This window comes from Lysobacter sp. TAF61, from assembly GCF_052113485.1.
In the GTDB taxonomy this organism is placed as follows: domain Bacteria; phylum Pseudomonadota; class Gammaproteobacteria; order Xanthomonadales; family Xanthomonadaceae; genus Lysobacter_J.
This window is the reverse complement of sequence record NZ_JBFRDH010000002.1, coordinates 554,619-572,599: the sequence shown is the minus strand read 5'-3', so window position 1 is coordinate 572,599 and position 17,981 is coordinate 554,619. Positions and strand designations below refer to the sequence as shown.

16 protein-coding genes are annotated in these 17,981 nt (G+C 68.5%); 13 read left to right on the top strand and 3 right to left on the bottom strand.

Annotated elements, in window-relative coordinates; genetic code table 11:
• Positions 1-10: 10 nt before the first annotated feature.
• Positions 11-805, bottom strand: a complete 795-nt coding sequence (gene pgl, locus AB4Y64_RS07000; RefSeq protein WP_441815711.1) for a 6-phosphogluconolactonase — start codon at positions 803-805, stop codon at positions 11-13.
• Positions 789-2,264: a glucose-6-phosphate dehydrogenase gene (gene zwf / locus AB4Y64_RS06995; protein WP_441815710.1), complete on the bottom strand. Its 1,476-nt coding sequence runs from the start codon at positions 2,262-2,264 to the stop codon at positions 789-791. The genes pgl and zwf overlap by 17 nt, the downstream gene beginning before the upstream one ends.
• Before the next feature lie 173 nt (positions 2,265-2,437).
• Here zwf and AB4Y64_RS06990 point away from each other — a divergent pair, with 173 nt between their 5' ends.
• From AB4Y64_RS06990 to AB4Y64_RS06935, 12 genes are all read left to right on the top strand, one after another.
• Entirely contained in the window at positions 2,438-3,181 is a 744-nt protein-coding gene (locus tag AB4Y64_RS06990; protein ID WP_441815709.1) for a GntR family transcriptional regulator, read from the top strand.
• Between the two features lie 49 nt (positions 3,182-3,230).
• On the top strand, positions 3,231-4,265 hold the full coding sequence (locus AB4Y64_RS06985) for an SIS domain-containing protein (RefSeq protein WP_441815708.1): 1,035 nt from the start codon (positions 3,231-3,233) through the stop codon (positions 4,263-4,265).
• A 4-nt stretch (positions 4,266-4,269) separates the two neighbouring features.
• Positions 4,270-5,406 (top strand): N-acetylglucosamine-6-phosphate deacetylase, encoded by a 1,137-nt coding sequence (gene nagA / locus AB4Y64_RS06980; protein ID WP_441815707.1) that lies wholly within the window; start codon positions 4,270-4,272, stop codon positions 5,404-5,406.
• Positions 5,407-5,616: 210 nt separating this feature from the next.
• Positions 5,617-9,300, top strand: coding sequence for an indolepyruvate ferredoxin oxidoreductase family protein (locus AB4Y64_RS06975; RefSeq protein WP_441815706.1), 3,684 nt, complete (start codon positions 5,617-5,619; stop codon positions 9,298-9,300).
• A 192-nt stretch (positions 9,301-9,492) separates the two neighbouring features.
• Positions 9,493-10,077, top strand: coding sequence for an RNA polymerase sigma factor (locus AB4Y64_RS06970; protein ID WP_441815705.1), 585 nt, complete (start codon positions 9,493-9,495; stop codon positions 10,075-10,077).
• Complete coding sequence (locus tag AB4Y64_RS06965) at positions 10,070-10,744, top strand: NrsF family protein (protein ID WP_441815704.1); 675 nt, start codon at positions 10,070-10,072, stop codon at positions 10,742-10,744. Before AB4Y64_RS06970 ends, AB4Y64_RS06965 begins: the two co-directional genes overlap by 8 nt.
• Before the next feature lie 98 nt (positions 10,745-10,842).
• Positions 10,843-11,295: a BufA2 family periplasmic bufferin-type metallophore gene (gene bufA2, locus AB4Y64_RS06960; protein ID WP_441815703.1), complete on the top strand. Its 453-nt coding sequence runs from the start codon at positions 10,843-10,845 to the stop codon at positions 11,293-11,295.
• 2 nt (positions 11,296-11,297) lie between these two features.
• Entirely contained in the window at positions 11,298-12,185 is an 888-nt protein-coding gene (bufB, locus tag AB4Y64_RS06955; RefSeq protein ID WP_441815702.1) for an MNIO family bufferin maturase, read from the top strand.
• Positions 12,182-12,979 carry an HvfC/BufC family peptide modification chaperone gene (locus AB4Y64_RS06950; protein WP_441815701.1) on the top strand — a complete coding sequence of 266 codons (798 nt, stop codon included), beginning with the start codon at positions 12,182-12,184 and terminating at the stop codon, positions 12,977-12,979. The genes bufB and AB4Y64_RS06950 overlap by 4 nt, the downstream gene beginning before the upstream one ends.
• A gap of 81 nt (positions 12,980-13,060) precedes the next feature.
• Positions 13,061-13,459 (top strand): MmcQ/YjbR family DNA-binding protein, encoded by a 399-nt coding sequence (locus AB4Y64_RS06945; protein ID WP_441815700.1) that lies wholly within the window; start codon positions 13,061-13,063, stop codon positions 13,457-13,459.
• Positions 13,460-13,514: 55 nt separating this feature from the next.
• Positions 13,515-14,837 (top strand): M20 family metallopeptidase, encoded by a 1,323-nt coding sequence (locus AB4Y64_RS06940; protein ID WP_441815857.1) that lies wholly within the window; start codon positions 13,515-13,517, stop codon positions 14,835-14,837.
• A 74-nt stretch (positions 14,838-14,911) separates the two neighbouring features.
• The gene (locus AB4Y64_RS06935) at positions 14,912-16,240 is read left to right on the top strand and encodes a M20 family metallopeptidase (protein WP_441815699.1); all 1,329 of its coding nucleotides are present in this window, start codon (positions 14,912-14,914) and stop codon (positions 16,238-16,240) included.
• Positions 16,241-16,284: 44 nt separating this feature from the next.
• On the opposite strand, the gene AB4Y64_RS06930 is transcribed toward AB4Y64_RS06935, so the two are convergent.
• Positions 16,285-16,926, bottom strand: coding sequence for a glutathione S-transferase family protein (locus AB4Y64_RS06930; protein ID WP_441815698.1), 642 nt, complete (start codon positions 16,924-16,926; stop codon positions 16,285-16,287).
• A gap of 129 nt (positions 16,927-17,055) precedes the next feature.
• On the opposite strand from AB4Y64_RS06930, the gene queF reads away from it, so the two are divergent.
• On the top strand, positions 17,056-17,877 hold the full coding sequence (gene queF, locus AB4Y64_RS06925; protein ID WP_441815697.1) for an NADPH-dependent 7-cyano-7-deazaguanine reductase QueF: 822 nt from the start codon (positions 17,056-17,058) through the stop codon (positions 17,875-17,877).
• Positions 17,878-17,981: the final 104 nt, after the last annotated feature.

Below are 17,981 nucleotides of genomic sequence, written 5' to 3'. Positions count from 1 at the left end.
GTTTCCGGTTTCATGGGCTCCAGAACAACATCGGCACCACCGGCGCGCCCGACAGCACCGAACGGATCGGCAGCTTGGAACGTGGGTCGCGTGCGGCAGCGTCGAGCACGTTGCGCTTCTTCGCGCCTTCGATATGCAGGTACAACGACGGCGCGGTGAAGATCGCGCTCAACGTAAGGGTGATCCGCGGCTCCGGTGCGGCAGCGCTGCGCACGGCCAGCACCGGCGCGCGGCCGCTGGGTTGCAGGCCGATGTCGCGACGCTGCAGATCCGGGAAGAGCGATGCGACGTGGCCGTCTTCGCCCATGCCCAGCACCACCACGTCGAGCGGCAACGCCTCGTTGGCGACCTGGGTCAGCACCGGCAGCAAGGCGCTTTCCGGCGTTGCGGTCGGGCGCCGCAGCGGCAACAGCTGGGCCTGCGCGGCCGCGCCCTGGAACAGCGTCTCGCGCAACAGGCGTTCGTTCGAACGCGGGTGGTCGGGCGCGACCCAGCGATCATCGACTGGGACCACGGTGACGTGGGCCCAGTCCAGCGTCTGCTTCGACAGTTCGCTCAGGAATTCGCGCGGCGTGGTGCCGCCGGACACGGCCAGGCGTGCGTAGCCGCGTCGGGCGATGGCGCCGCGCAGATCCGCGGCGACCGCTTTGGCCAGCGCCAGCGCCAGTTGGTTGCGATCATCGAAGAGGTGCTCGCGCAGTGGCAGTGGATCCGGTGTCAGCACGGTCAGTCGCTCCGCATGGATTCGTTCGGCCTGCATGCCCGCTTGCCGCGGGCTGGACAGCGGGTCAGACAGCATCTTCATGCCAGGTCCTGCCGTCGCGTTCGATCAGCGCCACTGCGGCGCTGGGGCCCCAGCTGCCGGCGGTATAGGGTTTGGGCGCTTCGGCGCTGGCTTCCCAGGCGGCACGGATCGGGTCGATCCAGCCCCACGCCGCTTCGACTTCATCGCGACGCATGAACAGCATCGGATTGCCGCGCACCACGTCCATCAGCAGGCGCTCGTAGGCTTCCGGCTGGCGACCGCCGAAGGTCTCGGCGAAGCTCAGGTCCATCGGCACGCGACGCAGGCGCAGGCCACCGGGGCCGGGCACCTTGTTCATCAGCCACAACTTCACGCCCTCGTCGGGCTGCAGGCGGATGACCAGCTGGTTCGGATAGATCGGTTCGGCCAGCTCGCCGAAGATCGAATGCGGCACCTGGCGGAAGGTGACCACGATCTCCGACATGCGGTCGGACAGGCGCTTGCCGGTGCGCAGGTAGAACGGCACGCCGGCCCAGCGCCAGTTGCGCACTTCGGCCTTGAGCGCGACGAAGGTTTCGGTGCGCGAATCGTTGCGGCCGAGTTCTTCCAGGTAGCCCGGCACCGGCCGGCCTTCGACCGCGCCGGCGCGGTACTGGCCGCGCACGGTCTGTTGCGCGGTCGCACCGTTCTCGATCGGGCGCAGCGCGCGCAGCACCTTGAGCTTCTCGTCGCGGATGGCATCGGCCGCCAGCGACGACGGCGGTTCCATCGCCACCAGGCACAGCAGCTGCAACATATGGTTCTGGACCATGTCGCGCAGCGCGCCGGACTTGTCGTAGTAGCTGGCGCGACGCTCCAGGCCGACGGTCTCGGCCACGGTGATCTGCACGTGGTCGATGTGCTCGGCCTTCCACAGCGGTTCGAACAGGGCATTGCCGAATCGCAGCGCGATCAGGTTCTGCACCGTCTCCTTACCGAGGTAATGGTCGATGCGGTAGATCTGCGATTCGTGGAAGACCGCGCCGAGGGCGTCGTTGATGGCGACCGCGCTGGCGCGGTCGTGGCCGATCGGCTTTTCCACGACGACGCGGGTGTTCTCGCCGGTCAGGCCGTGCGCCTGCAGGCGCGCGCCGACGCTGCCGAACAGGTCCGGACCGACCGCGAGGTAGAACACGCGCACCCGCGATTCGTCCGGCAGCTCGCTGGCCAGCTCGGGCCAGCCGGTGTCGGCGCTGAGGTCGATGCGGCGGTAGGAGAGCATCTCCAGGAACGGTTCGAGCGCGGCCGGCGACCGCGGGTCGTCGGCGAGGCCCTTCTGCAGCGCCTCGCGGACGCGGTCGCGGTAGTCGCCGTCGCCCAGGGTGTCGCGGGCCAGACCGAAGATCCGGGTCCCGCTGACGATCTGGCCGTCGACATAGCGGTGGAACAGGGCCGGCAGCAGCTTGCGCAGGGCCAGGTCGCCCGTGCCGCCGAAGATGATCAGATCGAAAGGCGCCATCGGCGCGATGGAGGGGCTCACGGGACGCTCCGCGCGGAGGGATTGGGGGCTGCTACCAAGAACAAGACCAGAACCATACCAGTGACGATACCAGTCAAATACCAGGCCCGCAAACCCCCGACTTTAGTCGAGTACTGAATACGTATTCCCGGGCTGGTTGCCGTCATTGGTATCTCACTGGTATCTTTTGCCGTATGCAGGAGTATCTAGTCAACGAGTTCAGCCGCCAGGCCGATGCGCGACGCGCGCCGGCCTACCAGCACCTGCGCCGGACCCTCCAGCACGCAATCGAGAACGGCGAGCTGACGGCCGGCCAGGCGCTGCCGAGCGAACGCGAGCTGAGCAAGTTGCTCGACCTGTCGCGGGTGACGGTGCGCAAGGCCATTGCCGGCCTGGTCGGCGACGGCCTGCTGATGCAGCGCCAGGGCGCGGGCACGTTCGTCGCCGAGCGCATCGTCAAATCCTTCTCCAAGCTCACCAGCTTCACCGACGACCTGCGCGCGCGCGGCCTCGACCCGAAGTCGCGCTTCCTCGAGCGCAGCGTCGGCGAGGTCACGCCCGACGAGGCGATGGCGCTGAACCTGTCGCCCGGCGCCCAGGTCGTGCGCTATTACCGCCTGCGCATCGCCGACGAGATGGTGCTGGCGCTGGAGCGCACGGTGGTTCCTCAGTCCGTGCTGGCCGATCCGGGCCTGGTCGAGAACTCCTTGTACGAGGCCTTCACCAAGCTCGGCCTGCGCCCGACCCGGGCCCTGCAGCGCCTGCGCGCGATCGCCTTCGACGCCGAGCAGGCCCGGCTGATGAATCTGGCCGAGGGCAGTCCCGGCCTCTTCATCGAGCGCCGCACCTTCCTCGACGACGGCCGCGTCGTCGAATACACGCGTTCGTTCTACCGCGGCGATGCTTACGATTTCGTTGCCGAGCTGCAGAGCGAATGAGCGCGGGCCGCTCTCAACCCCCTTCTACCCGTCTTTCCAGGACCACCGCATGATCGCCCCCACCGCGACCCGGATGTACGCCGAAGCCGAGCAGACGGCCGACGTCGTTGCCGGCCAGTTCGCCGCAAATGCCGGCATCATCGATGCACTTGTCGCCCGCCTGAAGCAGGACCGGCCGCGCTTCATCGTCACCTGCGCGCGCGGCAGCTCCGACCACGCGGCGACCTACGGCAAGTATCTGTTCGAGACCACGCTCGGCCTGGTCACGGCCTCAGCCTCGCCGTCGGTGGGTTCGGTCTATGCCGTCCAGCCGCACATGGAGGGCGCCCTGTTCGTCGCCATCTCGCAGTCGGGCAAGAGCCCGGACCTGGTCCGCAATGCCGAGATCGCCAAGGCCGCCGGGGCGCTGGTCGTCGCCCTCGTCAACGTCGAGGACTCGCCGCTGGCGAAGCTCGCCGACACCGTGATCCCGCTGCGCGCCGGCCCCGAGACCAGCGTCGCGGCGACCAAGAGCTACCTGTGTTCGCTCGCCGCATTGCTGCAGCTGACCGCCCGCTGGAGCGGCGACGCCGCCCTGCTCAAGGCCACCGATGAACTGCCCGCCGCACTGCGCGCCGCCTGGGCGCAGGACTGGACGCCGCTGGTCGAAGGCCTCAAGGACGCGCACAACCTGTTCGTGGTCGGCCGCGGCCTTGGCCTGGGCGCCGCGCAGGAAGCCGCACTGAAGTTCAAGGAAACCTGCGGCCTGCACGCCGAGGCGTTCTCCTCGGCCGAGGTCAAGCACGGCCCGATGGCCATCGTCGGCCCCGGCTTCCCGGTGCTCGCGTTTGCCCAGGACGACGACACCGGCGCCGGCACGGTCGCGGTGGTCGAGGAATTCCACAAGCGCGGCGCCCCGGTCTGGCTGGCGCGTCCGGGCGAGCACCGCGACGACGCCCTGCCGATGCCGGCTTCGCCGCATCCGGCCTGCACGCCGCTGCTGGCGGTGCAGAGCTTCTACAAGGCGGTCAATGCACTGGCGGTCGCGCGCGGTCACAACCCCGACGTGCCGCCGCATCTGAACAAGGTCACCGAGACGGTTTGATGCCATGACCACCACGACCGCCTTCCACAACGGCCACATCCTCACCGACCACGGCTTCGAATCCGATGTCTGCGCGCTGGTGGAAGACGGCCACATCGTCGCCGTGCTGCCCGGCGCCGCGCCGAAAGACACCAGGATCGTCGACCTCGCTGGCGGCTACCTGGTGCCGGGCTTCATCGACACCCAGGTCAACGGCGGCGGCGATGTGCTGTTCAACGACGAGCCGACGGTGGACGGCCTGCGCACGATTGCCGCTGCGCACCGCAAGTTCGGCACCACCGGCCTGATGCCGACGCTGATCAGCGACGACACCGCCGTGATGGCGCGCGCGATTGCCGCCACCGGCGACGCGATCGACCAGGGCGTGCCGGGCATCCTCGGCATCCACCTCGAAGGCCCGTATCTCAACGCCGCGCGCAAGGGCGTGCACGACCCGGCCAAGTTCCACACGCCGGGCAAGGACGAACTCGACCTGGTCGCCTCGCTCGGCAAGGGCCGCACGATGCTGACCCTGGCGCCGGAGCGCTTCAGCACCGACACCCTGCGCGAGCTCGCCGCCCGCCGCGTGCTCGTCTGCGCCGGCCACACCGCGGCCACCTACGAACAATTGCGCGACGGCTTCGCGGCCGGCATCCGCGGCGTTACCCACCTGTTCAATGCGATGACGCCGTTGAACAGTCGCGAGCCCGGCGCGGTCGGTGCCGCGCTCGAAAACCCGGACGTCTGGTGCGGCCTGATCGTCGACGGCTACCACGTCCACGACGCCGCCCTGCGCGTGGCGATCGCCGCGCGCCCGATCGGCAAGATGATGCTGGTCACCGACGCGATGCCGCCCGTCGGCGGCGAGCGCGAGGACTTCGCGCTCTACGGGGTGACCATGACCTGTCGCGACGGCCAGTGCACCACGGCCGACGGCACCCTCGCCGGCTCGGCGCTGGACATGGCCGCTGCGGTCCGCAATACGGTCGAGCGACTGGGCCTGCCGCTACCAGAAGCCTGCCGCATGGCCTCGACCTACCCGGCCGAATTCCTCGGTCTGGGCGGCGAACTGGGGCGCATCGCGCCGGGCTTCCGCGCCGACCTGGTCATGCTGGACCACGACCTGCAGGTGCAGGGCACCTGGATCAACGGCCGGGCCTGACGCCCGCCGCTTGCTCTGCTTTCGGCACCGCCTGAATGGGGCGCGGCGCGGCCCGCGCGGCGTCGCCATGCCCGGCACCCGGCCCAGAGTGGACTGACTGCTACAATTCCGAGTCTTTGCTCGGACTTTTGCGTCGCGACCACCCGTCGCGAGGCATGGTTACGGGCGTCCGCAGCCACCCCCGCGCCCCCCGGCGCGCCGGAGCCACGCATGACCAGCACTGCCGAACTCAGCTCGCCGTCCTCGGCGAACACCGCGCTTACCAATTCGGTGCTCGATACCGACTACTCGCTCGAGCACAAGTACAGCCGCGAACAGGGCCGCATCTATCTGAGCGGCGTGCAGGCGCTGGTGCGCCTGCCGCTCATGCAGCGCCTGCGCGACCAGGCCGCCGGGCTCAACACCGCCGGTTTCATCTCCGGCTACCGCGGCAGCCCGCTGGGCGGCTTCGACCTGGAGCTGTGGCGCGCCCGCAAGCACCTCGAAGCGGCCGGCGTGAAGTTCACCCCGGGCCTCAACGAGGACCTCGGCGCGACCATGGTCTGGGGCACGCAGCAGACCAACCTGTTCCCCGGCGCAAAGGTCGAGGGCGTGTATGGCATGTGGTACGGCAAGGGCCCGGGCGTGGACCGCACCGGTGACGTGTTCAAGCACGCCAATGCCGCTGGCACCTCGAAGTTCGGTGGCGTGCTCGCGCTGGCCGCCGACGACCATGCCTGCCGCTCGTCGACGCTGCCGCACGGCTCGGAAGACGAGTTCGTCAGCGCGATGATGCCGATCCTCAACCCGGCCGGCGTCCAGGACATCCTCGACATGGGCGTCATCGGCTGGGCGATGTCGCGCTACACCGGTCGCTGGGTCGGCTTCAAGACGATCGCCGAGACGGTGGAGTCGTCGGCGTCGATCGACGTCAACCCGCTGTCGATCCAGATCGTGACCCCGGATGATTTCGAGATGCCGGTCGGCGGCCTCAACATCCGCTGGCCCGATCCGCCGATGGACCAGGAAATGCGCCTGCACCGCTATGCGGTCAAGGCCGCGCAGGCCTTCGCCCGCGCCAACGGCATCGACCGCACGGTCATCGATTCGCCGCGCGCGCGCCTGGGCATCGTCACCACCGGCAAGTCCTACCTCGACGTGCTGCAGGCGCTGGAATACCTGGGCCTGGACGAGAACGCCTGCGCCGACCTCGGCATCCGCGTCTACAAGGTCGGCATGACCTGGCCGCTGGAACCGGTCGGCATCACCCGCTTCGCGCAAGGACTTGAAGACATCGTCGTCGTCGAGGAAAAGCGCGCCTTCATCGAGCGCCAGATGAAGGAGTACATGTACAACTGGAGCGGCCAGCGTCCGTCGATCGTCGGCAAGTACGACGAGCAGGGCGAGTGGATCCTGCCGTCGACCGGCGAGCTGACCCCGGCCACCATCGCCGGCGTGATCGGCCGTCGCATCCAGAAGTTCCACAACAGCGAGCACATCGAGAACGTGCTGCGCTGGATGGCCGAGAAGGAATCCGAGCTGGCCCTGCCGCGCGCGCAGTTCCCGCGCGTGCCGCACTACTGCTCGGGTTGCCCGCACAACACCTCCACCGTCGTGCCGGAAGGTTCGCGCGCGCTCGGCGGCATCGGTTGCCACTACATGGTGACCTGGATGGACCGCAGCACCGACACCTTCACCCACATGGGCGGCGAAGGCGTGACCTGGTCGGGGCAGGCGGCGTTCACCGAAACGCAGCACGTCTTCCAGAACCTCGGCGACGGCACGTACTTCCATTCGGGCTCGCTGGCGATCCGCCAGTCGGTCGCGACCGGCGTCAACATCACCTACAAGATCCTCTACAACGACGCGGTCGCGATGACCGGCGGCCAGCCGGTCGACGGCACGCTGTCGGTGCCGCAGATCGCCCACCAGGTGCGTTCGGAAGGAGTGCAGACCATCGTGCTGGTGTCGGACGACATCGCCAAGTGGAACAAGCGCGAGATCTTCCCGTCCGACGTCGAGTTCTTCGACCGCAAGGAACTGGACACCGTCCAGAAGCGCCTGCGCGAAGTGAAGGGCACCAGCGTCCTGATCTACGACCAGACCTGCGCCACCGAGAAGCGCCGTCGCCGCAAGCGCGGCAAGATGGTCGATCCGCAGAAGCGCGTGATGGTCAACTCGCTGGTCTGCGAAGGCTGCGGCGACTGCGGCAAGAAGTCGTTCTGCGTGTCGGTGCTGCCGAAGGAAACCGAGTTCGGCCGCAAGCGCGAGATCGATCAATCGAACTGCAACAAGGACTACTCCTGCGTCAACGGCTTCTGCCCGAGCTTCGTGACGGTGGAAGGCGGCGGCTTGCGCAAGAAGAAGAGCAGCGGCGCGAAGGATCGCCTGAGTGACCTGCCGATGCCGCAGCTGCCGTCGCTCGACCAGCCCTGGAACATCCTGATCACCGGCGTCGGCGGCACGGGCGTTGTGACGATCGGCGCGCTGCTCGGCATGGCCGGGCATCTGGAAGGCAAGGGCGCGACCGTGCTCGACCAGACCGGCCTGGCGCAGAAGGGAGGTGCGGTCACCACCCATATCCGCATCGCCCGGACGCCGGCCGACATCCACGCCGTGCGCATCGCCGCCGGTGAAGCCGACCTGGTGCTGGGTTGCGACATGGTCGTGGTCAACGACTACTGGGCGCTGTCGAAGGTGCGTGCCGGGCGCAGCTCGGTCGTGATCAACAGCTACGAGGCGATGCCGGGCACGTTCACCACCCGTCCGGACATGCAGTTCCCGGCGACCGACATCATCGCCGCGATCAAGGTCGCGCTCGGTGGCAAAGACCCGCACGTGGTCGACGCCACCCAGCTCGCCACCGCGCTGATGGGCGATGCGATCGCATCCAACCTCTTCATCCTCGGCTACGCCTGGCAGCAGGGCCTGGTGCCGCTGTCGCTGGATTCGATCATGCGTGCGGTGGAGCTCAACGGCGCCGCGATCGAGATGAACAAGACCGCGTTCGCCTGGGGCCGCCTGGCCGTGATCGATCCGAAGGCCGTCGCCGAGTCGGCAGGCCTGGTGCGCAACGCGCAGACGGCTGCAGAAGCCACTCCGGGCGAGCTGCCGATGCTGTCGCCTGGCGCCTGGGAAGGCAACGAGTGGGGCGCCACCAGCGCACCGCGCACGACCCGCAAGGAAGACGAGCTGCGCCACGTGCCCGCACATGGCGGCGACAACGTCGCGTTCCTGCCGCTCGACGACGCGCGCCTGTCGCGTTCGCTCGACGAGGTCGTGTCGCGCCGTGTCGCCTTCCTGACCGAGTACCAGGACGCCGGCTACGCCAAGCGTTACAGCGATTTCGTCGCGCGCGTGCATGCGGCCGAGCGCAACGTCGCCGGCACCACCGACCTGACCGAGGCCGTCGCCCGTTACGCCTTCAAGCTGATGGCCTACAAGGACGAGTACGAGGTCGCGCGCCTGTACACGAGCGGTGATTTCCAGAAGAAGCTCGAGCAGCAGTTCGACGGCGACTACAAGCTGAAGTTCCACCTCGCGCCGCCGCTGCTGGCAAAGAAGGACGCGCAGGGCCGCCTGATCAAGCAGGAGTTCGGCCCGTGGGTGTTCACCGCGTTCAAGTGGATGGCCAAGCTGCGCTTCCTGCGCGGCGGTGCTTTTGACATCTTCGGCAAGACCGAGGAGCGCAAGATGGAGCGCCAGCTCATCGTCGATTACTTCGCGACGATCGAAGGCCTGCTCGGCAAGCTCGACCGCAGCAACGTGGGCCTGGCTGCGGAGATCGCCGGCATCCCGGAGCACATCCGCGGCTACGGCCACGTAAAGGAAGACCACCTGCACAAGGCCAAGGCGCGCGAGGCCGAGCTGCTGAAGGAATGGGACAACCCGCTGCGGATCGTCAAGGTGGCGTAAGCCGCAAGCGCAGTGTTTCCAGCAAAGGCCGGCTCGCAAGAGTCGGCCTTTTTCTTTTGGGGGGGCAGCACCGCCGCGAATCCTTTCGCCCCTTCGCTGCCTCTTGTGGAGTGACGGCGCGGCCGCGTGTCAGGGCATCCCGCGCCCTGTGTGCTGCCGCAGCCGTCGCCCCATTCCCCCGAGGATCCAGCGATGTCCGCAGACACGGCGCAGGCCGACGATGTCCTTTGGGGGCAGTGGATGCTGCAGGCCCAGTGCGGCGACCGCAGCGCCTATCACGCACTGTTGCGGGCGGTGACGCCTTACGTGCGTGCGATCGCACGGCGCTACGTCGGCCCGGGCGAGGACGCCGAGGATGCGTTGCAGGAAGTGCTGCTGGTGGTGCACCGCATCCGCCATACCTACGAACCCGGTCGCCCGTTCAAGCCCTGGCTGGCCACCATCGCCAGTCGGCGTTGCATCGACCTGCTCCGCCGCCGCAGCCATCGCCAGCAGCACGAGTGCGGCAGCGACCCGGACTTCGATGCAGCGACGCAGGTGGCCGGGCCCGACGAATCGCTCGCCCGCGTCCACGTCGCCGACCGCATGCGCGACGCGGTGGGGGCGCTGCCCGAGCGCCAGCGCGAGGCGATCCGGCTGCTGCGGCTGGACGAGTTGTCGCTGCGCGAAGCATCCAGCCAGAGCCGGCAGAGCGAGGGCGCGCTCAAGGTCGCCTGCCATCGCGCGCTCAAGACCCTTCGGCGCATCGTCATCGACAAAGGCCACCTCCATGACTGACACCAACGTTCTGATCCGACGACTCGCCGATGCGGCCACACCGGTGCGGCCGATTGCCTCGCCGCTGCGGCGGACACTGGCCTGGATGGCGGCGGCCATCGCGGTGCTGGCGCTGGTCGTGGCCGGCATCGGCCTCGATCCGGGGGCGCTGCGGCACCTGCGCTCGCCCGCCGCGGCGATCGAGTGGGGCGCGAGCGCGATCACCGGACTGTTCGCCGCCTTCGCGGTGTTCCAGGTGAGCGTGCCCGGCCGCAGCGCGCGATGGCAGTGGTTGCCGCTGCTCCCGGCGCTGCTGTGGCTCGGTGGCATCGGCCTGGGCTGTGCGGGCGACGTGGCGCGGTTGGGCGCCGGCGCGTTTGCCTACGAAGGCTTCAGCTTCGAGTGCGCGCGCGCGATCGTCCTGACCAGCCTGCCGCTGGGCCTGGTCATGTTGCTGATGGTGCGCCACGCCGGCGTCGTCCGCCCGACGGCGACGGCGGCACTCACGGCGTTGTCGGCGGCCGCCCTGTCTTCGGCGACCGTGGCGATGGTGCATCGCGGCGAGACCGCGCTGATGTCGCTGCTGTGGCATTTCGGTGCGGTGCTGGTGCTGTCGGCGCTGGCCGCCGTGCTCGCCGGGCGCCTGTTCGCCTGGCTGGGATCCCCGACTGCGCGGCGGCGCGTGTAACCAACGCGATGCCTCGTGCGAACTGTTCCCTGGCGACGGAATTCCCCGCGCTCGATCTCTTCCCCCGATCTCTTCCTACTGTTCTGGAGAACCATCCAATGAAAGCTTCCCTGATCCCCGTTTCCGGCGTCGCCCTGGCCCTGGTGGCCGCCGGCCTGGCGTTCGCGGCGCCGGCCGCAGTCGCCAAGTCCAAGTCGGCCGACAAGGTCGAGCTCGTGCACTGTTCCGGCGTCAACGCCTGCAAGGGCCACAACGACTGCAAGACCGCCGACAACGCCTGCAAGGGCCAGGGCAGCTGCAAGGGCAAGGGATTCGTCGCCGCATCGGAGAAGGCGTGCAGCGACATCGGCGGTAGCCGCGTCGACCCCAAGGTGAAGTTCAGCGCCGCCGCCGCCAGCCAGGTGCACTGCTACGGCGTCAACGCCTGCAAGGGCCACAACGACTGCAAGACCGCCGACAACGCCTGCAAGGGCCACGGCAGCTGCAAGGGCAAGGGCTTCGTCGCGCTGCCGGCGGCCAGCTGCTCCAACGTCGGCGGCAACGCGGGCTGATCATGCAGCCGCATGCAACCCGTCTCTACCCCTCCGGCGCACTCGCGCCGGAGGTCCGTCCCTGGCTCGGCTTCGGGCTGGGCCTGCGGCCGGAGTACTTCGAGCAGATCCTGTCCGGTTCGCCCGCCGTCGACTGGTTCGAGATCATCTCGGAGAACTTCATGGTCGATGGCGGCAAGCCGCAGCACTACCTCGAACAGATCCGCGGTCGATATCCGATCGCCATGCACGGCGTGTCGCTGTCGATCGGGAGCACCGACCCGCTTGACCGCGCCTATCTGCATCGCCTGCGCGAACTGATGCTGCGCATCGAACCTGCCTGGGTCTCCGACCATCTGTGCTGGACCGGCGTGGATGGCCTCAACAGCCACGACCTGCTGCCCCTGCCCTACAACGAGGCCACCATTGCCCACGTCGTCGATCGGGTGCAGCAGGTGCAGGACCACCTTGGCCGCGAGCTGCTGCTCGAGAACCTCAGCAGCTACGTCGAGTTCCGCGACTCGGACATGCCCGAGTGGGAGTTCGTCGCGCAGATCGCCCGCCGCAGCGGTTGCCGGATCCTGCTGGACGTCAACAACATCCAGGTCAGCGCCCGCAATCACGGATTCGATCCGAACGACTACCTTGCCGGCATTCCGGTCGACCGGGTCTGGCAGATCCACCTCGCCGGGCACAGCGATTACGGCACGCACTGTGTCGATACCCACGACCACGAGGTGCCCGATGCGGTCTGGTCGCTGTACGAAAATGCGATCCGCCGGTTCGGCTCTGTCAGCACGATGATCGAACGCGACGATCATTTCCCGCCGCTGCCCGAACTGCTGGCCGAGCTCGACCTCGCGCGTGCGGCATTCGCGCGCGCCAGTGCCGGCGCGGCGGTGGCGGCATGATTGCCGCTCGCCGCCGCGGCGACGGCCTGCTGGCATTGCAGCGCCGGTTCCTGGCGCAGATGCGCGGCGGCGATGCGAGCGGCGAAGTCGGCGGCCTGCTCGCCAGCGGCCGCATGCCCGTCGCGCTGGGACTTGGCATCTACGGCCACGCCTACGGCGCGCGATTGCGCGAGGCGCTGGACAACGACCACCCGGTGCTCGGTACCTATCTCGGCGACGAGTTGTGGGAGCGCATGTGCGCCGGCTACATCGCCAGCCATCCCTCGCGCGTGCGCTCACTGCGCGATTTCGGCGCTGGCCTGCCCGACTACCTGGCGGTTGCCGAACCGTTTTCCGCGCATCCGCAGCTGGCCGAGCTGGCGCGGTTCGAGCGCTGCCTGCTCGATGGATTCGACGCCGCCGACCGCAGCCGCCTGGACTGGGGCCAGTTGCTGGCGCTTCCGCAGGCGGCCTGGCCCGGGCTTCGGTTGCAGTTCCATCCCAGCGTCCAGCGCTACCGGGCCGCCTTCAACACCGTGGAAACCTGGCAGGCGATCAAGGCCGCGCAGGCTCCGCCGCTGGCGGTGCCGGCGGAGGCGCGTTGGGCGCTGTGGCGCGACGAAGACCGGGTCGGCCGCTTCCGCTCGCTCGATGGCAGCCAGGACCTGGCCCTGGGCCACTTCCTGCAGGGCGGCGACTTTGCCGGGCTGTGCGAGGCGCTGCTGGCGGACCTGCCCGCCGCCCAGGTGCCCGCGGTGGCGGTGGGCTATCTGCAATCGTGGTGCGAGGACGGCTGGCTGTCGCAACTGTGCTGACAGGTTCGGGACCACGCCGGTGCAACAATCCCGGCATCGTCCTCCCGGCCCGGTAGCCCGCCCCAGAGCGCGCCCAACAACATGGACACTTTGCAGCTTCAGGCGCATTGCACGCGCTTCCGCGGCGCCACGCGGGTGCTGCATGCCGCGCCGAGCAACATCCTAGTCTACAGCGTCGGTGGCAAGACCTTCGCCTACTTCAAGACCAGCGAGCCGGAGCGCTGGCGTTTCAGCATCAAGGTCAGTCCCGAGCGCTTCGTTGAACTCACCGACGTGCCGGGCATGAAGCCGGCGCGTTACATGGGCCGCTACCGCTGGATCACGATCGTCGATGTGCGGCGCGTGCCCGAGGATTACCTGATCGAACTGGTCGACTGGTCGTACAGGCAGGCGCTTGCCGGGCTCAGCCGGAAACGTCAGGCGGAGATTCTGTCGGGCAGTACCTGGCCCGGGCTACAACAAGGGGGCCTTGGCAGCTAGCATCGGGGCCTGTTCTGCGGAGTCCTTCTCGATGCGTCAGCCGAAGCAACGCGCCATGCGCCACGCCCTGCACCTCGCCATCTTCCCGGCCGTGCTCGCCGCATTGCTGGCCCCGGCGGCCCATGCCGGCGCTTCCGCCACTGACGCCACCGACGTCGTCGCCGCCGCCAAGGCCGTGCAGCCGCAAGTGGTGGCCTGGCGCCGCGACCTCCACCAGCATCCCGAGCTGGGCAATCAGGAAGTGCGCACCGCCAAGGTGATCGCCGACCAGCTGCGCAAGCTCGGTCTGCAGCCGCGCACCGGCATCGCCCATACCGGCGTCGTCGCCGTGCTCAAGGGCGGCCGGCCCGGTCCGCGCATCGCCATCCGCGCCGACATGGACGCGTTGCCGGTCATCGAACAGACCGGCCTGCCGTTCGCCTCGAAGGTGACCTCGCAGTACCGCGGCCAGCCGGTCGGAGTGATGCATGCCTGCGGCCACGACGCGCACGTGGCGATCCTGCTTGGCGTGGCCACTGCGCTTGCTGCACACAAGCAGGACCTGCCCGGCGAAGTGATGTTCGTGTTCCAGCCAGCCGAGGAAGGTCCGCCGAACCCGGGCGAGACCTTCGGCGCGAAACTGATGCTCGATGAAGGTGTGTTCCGCGATTTCAAACCCGACGCGGTATTCGGGCTGCATGTCTGGGCCGGGTTGCCGGTCGGCCAGGTCGGCGTGCGCAGCGGCCCGATGCTCGCCGCGGCCGACGAGTGGAGCCTGACCGTCAACGGCAAGCAGACGCACGGCTCACGCCCGTGGGACGGCGTCGACCCGATCACGGTTGCCGCCCAGATCCTGCTCGGCACGCAGAGCCTGATCGCGCGCCAGGTCAACATCGCCGCCACGCCGGTGGTGCTGACGGCCGGCCAGTTCAATGCCGGCGTACGCTTCAACATCATTCCCGACGAGGCACGCGTGGTTGGCACGTTGCGAACGTTCGACACCAAGGTGCGCGAGGACGTGATCACCCGCTTCCGCCGCACCGCCGAGGATTTCGCCCACGCCAGCGGCGCCACGGCCAAGCTCGATGTCGCGGCCAATGCGCCGGCAACGATCAACGACCCGGCGCTCACCACGCGCGTGCGGCCATCGCTGCAACGCGCGGTCGGCGCTGACAACGTCGTCGAGATGCCGATGGTGACCGTGGCCGAGGACTTCGCCCAGTTCGCCAACACCGTGCCCGGCCTGTACTTCTTCGTGGGTTCCACGTCGCCCGGTATTGATCCGGCGCACGCGCCGATCAACCACTCGCCGCAGTTCATGCTCGACGAGCAGTCGCTCGATGTCGGCACCCGCGCCATGCTGCAGGTGGCGCTGGACTACCTGCACGGCGGCGGCTGACCGCTTCACCCCGACATCCTTTCACACACCTGCCGCGGTCGCCGATCGCGGCAACGACCACACCGGAGCCCTTGATGCGTCGTCCCGCCCTGCACGTCCTGCCCGCCCTCATCGCCGCGCTGCTGGCTGCGCCCGCCCACGCCGCGGACGGTTCCGGCGCCGAGCGACCGGAAGTCACCGCGGCGGCGAAGGCGGTGCAGCAGGAGGTCGTGGCCTGGCGCCGCGATTTCCATGAGCATCCGGAACTGTCCAACCGCGAAACCCGCACCGCGGCCAAGGTCGCCGAGCATCTGCGCGCACTGGGCCTGAAGCCGCAGACCGGCATCGCCCACAACGGCGTGGTCGTCATCATCCAGGGCGGCAATCCCGGTCCGCGCGTCGCCCTGCGCGCCGACATGGACGCGCTGCCGGTGACCGAGCAGGTCGACCTGCCGTTCGCGTCCAAGGCCACCGCGACGTTCCGCGGGCAGACGGTCGGCGTGATGCACGCCTGCGGTCACGATGCTCACACCGGCATCCTGCTCGGCATCGCCGATGCGCTGGTGAAGATGAAGGCCGACCTGCCCGGTTCGGTGATGCTGGTGTTCCAGCCCTCCGAGGAGGGCGCGCCCGATGGCGAGGAAGGCGGTGCTTCGCTGATGCTGAAAGAAGGTGTGTTCAAGTCCTTCAAGCCCGATGCGATGTTTGGCCTGCATGTGTTCTCGACGCTGCAGGCCGGCCAGATCGGCGTGCGCCAGGGTCCGCTGATGGCGGCCTCGGACAAGTTCACCATCAAGATCAAGGGCCGGCAGACGCACGGTTCGCGTCCGTGGGGCGGCATCGATCCGATCGTCGCCGCGGCCGACGTCATCGGCACCGCGCAGACCATCGTCAGCCGCCGCACCGACATCGCCAAGCTGCCGGCGGTGGTCACCTTCGGCGCCATCAACGGTGGCATCCGCTACAACATCATTCCCGATGAAGTCGAAATGGTCGGCACCATCCGCACCTTCGACGAGGGCATGCGGCAGAAGATCTTCAGTGATCTGAAGAACGTCGCCGAGCACGTCAGCATCGCCAACGGGGCCACGGCCATCGCCAACGTGCCCGACAGCGAGGGCAATCCGGTCACGGTCAACGATCCGGCGCTGACGGCGCGCATGCTGCCCAGCCTTCAGGCGGTTGCCGGCGCCGACAACGTGGTCGAGCCGTCGCTGCAGATGGGCGCGGAGGACTTTTCATACTTCGCCAAGGAGGTGCCGTCGATGTTCTTCTTCGTCGGCGCCACGGCCAAGGGCATCGATCCGGTGACTGCGCCGAGCAATCATTCGCCGCAGTTCGCGCTGGATGAGTCGGCTCTCGACCTGGGCCTGCGCGCGCTGCTGCAGGTGACGCTGGATTACCTGCACCAGCCGCAGGGCTGACCACTTGGCTGCGGAACGGCCCCGGGTAAACATGAGACCCCGGCTCAGCCCAGCTCCTTCACCGAATGCGGGTCCATCGCGTACGGGTGAACGTCCGGCAGGTGTCCGGGCTGCGCCCGCACCCGGTCGAGCCACCGGCAAATGGCGGGATGTGCGTGGAGGTCGAAGCCGGCATCGGCGGCGACGCTGACGTAGGCGAACAGCGAGATGTCGGCGATGCCGTAGCGGTCGCCGCCGATGAAGTCGCGGGCCGACAGTTCGCGTTCGAGGATCGCCAGGGCGTTGGTGGCGGCTGCGCGCTTGGCCGCCACCAGCGCTTCGGGTCGCCGCGCGAGTTTGCCGGTCAGGGTCCAGTGGCGCAGTGCGCCGATCTGGCTTTCGATCCGCTCCTGTTCGAACGACAGCCATTGCCAGGCTTTCGCTCGGCCGTGGGCGTCGTCGTGCAGGTAATCGGTGCCTTCGGCCAGGTACATCAGGATGGCGTTGGACTCGGCCAGCGTGCGGCCATCGTCGAGCTCGATCGCCGGCACCGTGCCGGTGGGGCTGATCGCCAGGTAGCCGGGCTGGCGGCCCTCGCCTTCGAAGATGCTGACCATGCGGGTCCGGTACGGCTGGTGCAGGTGCTGCAGCAGTTGCCGGACCTTCCAGGCGTTGCGGGAGGGCAGGTAGTCGTAGAGGGTGAGCATGGTGTCGGGCCGCACGGGTCGATGGGCGCAGTCTGGGCCGGTGGCGGCGCGGCCGATATCCGATCCTTGCGGCGCCATCACGGGCCGGTGGTCAGGTTGGGGCGGTCCGCCACGGGTAAAATCGCCGCCATGACCCCCCAAGACCTTCCGCTCGGCCGCCACGTCGACTACCCGCGCAAGTACGACGCCTCCCTGCTGTTCCCGATCGCGCGCGCGCTCGGCCGCGGCGAGATCGGCATCGATGACCGCGCCCTGCCGTTCATCGGCCTGGACCGCTGGCACGCCTACGAGCTGAGCTGGCTGGATGCGCATGGAAAGCCGCACGTCGGCACGGCCACGATCACGGTGCCGGCGACCGCGCCGAACCTGGTCGAATCGAAGTCGCTGAAGCTGTACCTGAACTCGTTCAACTCCACGCGTTTCGACAGCGACGAGGCGGTGCGCGGGCGCATGGTCGACGACCTGTCGCGCGCGGCCGGCGCGGCGGTCGACGTTGCCTTCGGCCTGCCGCCGATCGACGAGAGCGCCGACAATGCGGTCATCGACTGCATCGACGGCCTGGATGTCAGCGTCGACGATTACGGCCCGCCCAATGCCGACCACCTCGCGGCCGACGCCTCGCATGTGGTCAGCGAGACGCTGACCAGTTCGCTGCTCAAGTCGAACTGCCCGGTCACCGGACAGCCCGACTGGGCGCGCGTGGTGATCAGCTACCACGGCCCGAAACTCGATCGCGCCGGCCTGCTGCGTTACCTGGTGTCGTTCCGCGACCACGCCGAGTTCCACGAGCAATGCGTGGAGCGGATCTTCTGCGACCTGATGGCGCGCGCAACGCCGCAACGGCTGTCGGTTGAAGCGCGCTACACCCGTCGCGGCGGCCTGGACATCAATCCCTGGCGCGCCACGCCCGGGCATGAACAACCGACCGCGGGTCGCGACGAACGGCAATAGCGCCGCGCCGCGACGCGACTGATAACGACTTGTGACGAAGCTCACCCGGTCGCCATATTTCCTTAACAACGTGCGTGTCATGGTGCTCCCGCCATTCCGGCAGG

Coding starts and splice junctions, on each gene's coding strand:
- AB4Y64_RS06930 (WP_441815698.1), bottom strand. CDS start 16,926: ATGCTCACCCTCTACGACTACCTGCCCTCCCGCAACGCCTGGAAGGTC.
- AB4Y64_RS06970 (WP_441815705.1), top strand. CDS start 9,493: ATGTCCGCAGACACGGCGCAGGCCGACGATGTCCTTTGGGGGCAGTGG.
- AB4Y64_RS06975 (WP_441815706.1), top strand. CDS start 5,617: ATGACCAGCACTGCCGAACTCAGCTCGCCGTCCTCGGCGAACACCGCG.
- AB4Y64_RS06965 (WP_441815704.1), top strand. CDS start 10,070: ATGACTGACACCAACGTTCTGATCCGACGACTCGCCGATGCGGCCACA.
- bufB (WP_441815702.1), top strand. CDS start 11,298: ATGCAGCCGCATGCAACCCGTCTCTACCCCTCCGGCGCACTCGCGCCG.
- bufA2 (WP_441815703.1), top strand. CDS start 10,843: ATGAAAGCTTCCCTGATCCCCGTTTCCGGCGTCGCCCTGGCCCTGGTG.
- AB4Y64_RS06940 (WP_441815857.1), top strand. CDS start 13,515: ATGCGCCACGCCCTGCACCTCGCCATCTTCCCGGCCGTGCTCGCCGCA.
- AB4Y64_RS06990 (WP_441815709.1), top strand. CDS start 2,438: ATGCAGGAGTATCTAGTCAACGAGTTCAGCCGCCAGGCCGATGCGCGA.
- pgl (WP_441815711.1), bottom strand. CDS start 805: ATGAAGATGCTGTCTGACCCGCTGTCCAGCCCGCGGCAAGCGGGCATG.
- nagA (WP_441815707.1), top strand. CDS start 4,270: ATGACCACCACGACCGCCTTCCACAACGGCCACATCCTCACCGACCAC.
- AB4Y64_RS06950 (WP_441815701.1), top strand. CDS start 12,182: ATGATTGCCGCTCGCCGCCGCGGCGACGGCCTGCTGGCATTGCAGCGC.
- AB4Y64_RS06935 (WP_441815699.1), top strand. CDS start 14,912: ATGCGTCGTCCCGCCCTGCACGTCCTGCCCGCCCTCATCGCCGCGCTG.
- AB4Y64_RS06985 (WP_441815708.1), top strand. CDS start 3,231: ATGATCGCCCCCACCGCGACCCGGATGTACGCCGAAGCCGAGCAGACG.
- AB4Y64_RS06945 (WP_441815700.1), top strand. CDS start 13,061: ATGGACACTTTGCAGCTTCAGGCGCATTGCACGCGCTTCCGCGGCGCC.
- queF (WP_441815697.1), top strand. CDS start 17,056: ATGACCCCCCAAGACCTTCCGCTCGGCCGCCACGTCGACTACCCGCGC.